Here is a 3526-nt window from a genome sequence, read left to right on the forward strand (position 1 = left end):
CCCTTGCGCTGGGCGAGCATGCCGTGCGGTTCCGCTGCGACGGCGTGGTCGAGAGCGCGGACTTCCATCGCGACGGCAACACGCTGCTGCTGCAATACCAGGGCGCGCCGCTGCGCGTCGAGGACCATACGCGGGCGGCGGCCGCGCGGGCCGGCGAAGCCGCCGGCGATGGCAAGCTGCGCGCCTCGATGAACGGCCGGGTGGTCAATGTCATGGTTGCCGCCGGCGACCAGGTCGAAGCCGGCCAGCCCATGGTGACGCTGGAAGCCATGAAGATGGAGCATATCCACGTGGCGCCCGCTGCCGGGCGGGTCGGCGCCGTGCATGTGCAGATCGGCGACCAGGCCGCGGCCATGCGCGTGATCGCGGAGATCGAGTTCGCGGCGACGCCGGCTGAGCCGGTGAAGGCAGCCGCTTGAACCGCCTCTRCCTCTTCCTTCTCCTTTTCCCGAACACAGACACAGCCTATCCGGCGGAGCACCATGAGCGAATCGGAAACCCCAGCCGTCCTGCATGAAAAACGCGGCGCCGCGTTCTGGATCACCATCAACCGGCCCGACAAGCGCAACGCCATCAACAAGGAAGTGGTGGATGGCATCCGCGCCGGCTACCGGGCGGCTCACGCCGATCCGGCCATCCGCGCCATCGTACTCACCGGCGCCGGCGACAAGGCCTTTTGCGCCGGTGGCGACCTGCAACCGGGCAAGGGCTTTGCCTTCGACCTGTCGCGGCCTAATGTGGACTACGCCGACATGCTGCGCGAGGCGCAGCAGGCCACGCTGCCCAGCATCGCGCGGATCAACGGCACCTGCATGGCAGGCGGCATGGGACTGCTGTGCATGACGGACATGGCGGTGGCCGCCGACAACGTGCTGTTTGGCCTGCCCGAAGTCAAGGTAGGGGTGTTCCCGATGCAGGTGCTGAGCCTGCTGCAGACGCTGGCGCCACCCCGGCTGGTGCGCGAATGGTGCATCAGCGGCGAGCCGTTTTCCGCCGCCGAGGCCAAGGCCGCCGGGCTGGTCAACCACCTGGCCGCGCCGGGCGAGCTGGACGCCCGGACCGAATGGCTGATCGCCCGCGTGGCCGACAAGTCGCCCACTGCGATACGGCGCGGCAAGTACGCCATGCAGGCGATGGCGTCGATGAGCTTCGCGGAGGGCATCGCCTATACCGAAAGCCAGATCGCGCTGCTGGCCATGACCGAAGATGCCCGCGAAGGGCTGGCCGCCTTCAACGAGAAGCGCAAGCCGGTCTGGACGGGGAAGTAGACCGCGAAGCAGATCGGGCAAATCGACGGGTAATCCGRGCGCCGGGCAGGGAAGGGCGCGCCGGTTGCCAGGTATTTGAGGAACGGGAGCCGAATATGAACGCAGCATCGTCCTTGCATCCGGCCCTTGCCGGCGCAATCCATGACAACAGCGACAGCGCGGCCATGCTGGCGCCCGGCATGGCGGAATGGCTGCGCCGCCGCGCCGCGCGCAGTCCGGACCGCCCGGCGCTGACCTGCGCGGGACGGACCTGGACTTACGCCGGACTGGTGGCGGACGTGGAACGGATGGCTGCCGTGCTGGCGGCCGGCGGCATAGGCCGTGGCCAGCGCGTGGGCTACCTCGGCCTGAACGATCCGCTGTTCCTGGTGACGCAGTTCGCCTGCGGCTGGCTGGGCGCCATCTTCGTGCCGCTCAATTTCCGGCTGACCGGCCCGGAACTGGCGTATATCCTCAACGATGCCGGCGTGCATACGCTGTTTGCCGACGAAGACCATGCCGGCCTGATCGACGAGGTGCGCGCGGGCCTGGAATGCCGGCGCTACCTGCGGCGCACCATGGCGCCGGGCTGGGAGGCACTGGTGCCGCTGATGACGCAGGCCAACGCCGCACCGCCGCCGGCTTCCACCCACCCCGATGAAGTGGCCGCGGTGATGTACACCTCGGGCACCACCGGCCATCCCAAGGGCGCCATGCTGACGCACGGCAACTTCTGGGCCAATAACCTGAACGTGATGATGATGAGCGACCTCGCCAGCAGCGATGTCGCGCTCAACTTCGCTCCGCTGTTTCACGTTGGCGGCATGTGCTGCGTGAGCTTGCCCATCCTGATGGCGGGCGGCCACCTTGTGCTGCAGCGCAGCTTCGATCCGGCCGGCGTGATGCAGGCGGTGGCCGAGCATCGCGTGACGGTGAGCTTCGCCGTGCCCGCCATGCTGCTGTTTGTCAGCCAGCACCCGGATTTCGAACGGGCCGATCTGTCCAGCCTGCGGGGCATCTCGGTGGGCGGCGCGCCCATGCCCGAGCCGTTGTTGCGGCTGTTCGTTGCGCGCGGCATCCCCGTCAACCAGGGCTACGGGCTGACCGAGACCGCCGCCGCGACCACCTTCCTGGACCCCGGGCGCGCGCAGGACAAGCTCGGCTCCTGTGGCACGCCGGCCATGCTGACTGAAGTCAGCATCCGCGATTTCGAGGGCAGGCTGTTGACCGAACCCCACGCGCGCGGCGAGATCTGCGCGCGTGGCGGCAATATCATGAAGGGCTACTGGAACCGCCCGGACGCCAGCGCCGCAGCGTTCTACGAAGGCGGCTGGTTCCGTACCGGCGACGTTGGCTATGCCGACGAAGAAGGCTTCTACTATGTCTGCGACCGCCTSAAGGACATGRTCATCASCGGCGGCGAGAACGTCTACCCGGCTGAGGTGGAGAGCGTGCTGTACGAGCATCCCGCCATTGCGGAAGTCGCCGTGATCGGTGCGCCCGATCCGCGCTGGGGCGAGCACGTGGTCGCCGTGGCGGCGCTCAAGCCGGGGGCCAGCCTGACGCTGGATGAACTGCAGGCCTTCGCGGAGCCGCGGCTGGCGCGCTACAAGCTGCCGCGTGCGTTGAGGGTGGTGGCGGCGTTGCCGCGTAATCCAACGGGGAARGTGTTGAAGGTGCGGTTGAGGGAGATGGGATTGGAGTAGGGGGGGTGGCCCATGGTGGGGGGGGTCTGCTGCTTCTTTCGCTGATTCTTTGTGCGGCGTTGGTTTTTGGACCCAAGTGCGTACGACATCCCCCTGCGGGGGACGCCGGTCACTCTTCTTTGCTTCGGCAAAGAAGACTAACGAGAAGAAAGCCGACCCTGCCGGGAGCAGAACAATCAGGCTCTCGAATATCAATGATTTCGTCGTACGGCCCGGAGTGCCGGCGGGCTTCTGCCGGTACCGGCTTGACTGGCCACGATCCTGCCAGCTTCCGGGATTCGTGGTGCGGCCCCCGGTAGCAGACATCACTTGCTTCAAGCCGTCTGTCGCTCGCGTAGTGGCCGGCCACGAAGTTGCAGGCGCACCGGTTCCGTCGTGGGCGCGGTGGCACCGGATTGATATGCCCAAGACCGTGACCACCGCGCCCGCCCCACCACGAAACCATTGACGGGCGATGTGTCGTGATGGCGCGCACCGGTAACGGCAGATGGTCGAACGCTCACCGCACACGAGGTCAGGGGCTGTACCACGTAACCCATGGGTCATGGAGAAGCGACGTCCTTTGGGCCGGTG

At 67.2% G+C, this 3526-nt stretch carries 3 protein-coding genes; all 3 read left to right on the forward strand.

The window, feature by feature from the left end; all coding sequences use genetic code 11:
• Positions 1 to 419 (forward strand): acyl-CoA carboxylase biotin carboxyl carrier protein subunit (locus AC1DKD_RS40005; protein ID WP_477144630.1); only part of this gene is annotated, 419 nt, incomplete at its 5' end.
• 63 nt (positions 420 to 482) lie between these two features.
• Positions 483 to 1268 carry an enoyl-CoA hydratase/isomerase family protein gene (locus tag AC1DKD_RS40010; protein WP_441629603.1) on the forward strand — a complete coding sequence of 262 codons (786 nt, stop codon included), beginning with the start codon at positions 483 to 485 and terminating at the stop codon, positions 1266 to 1268.
• A gap of 95 nt (positions 1269 to 1363) precedes the next feature.
• Positions 1364 to 2953, forward strand: coding sequence for an acyl-CoA synthetase (locus AC1DKD_RS40015; RefSeq protein ID WP_477144631.1), 1590 nt, complete (start codon positions 1364 to 1366; stop codon positions 2951 to 2953).
• Positions 2954 to 3526 lie beyond the last annotated feature (573 nt).

It is taken from the genome of Cupriavidus sp. 05T313 (genome assembly GCF_056396665.1).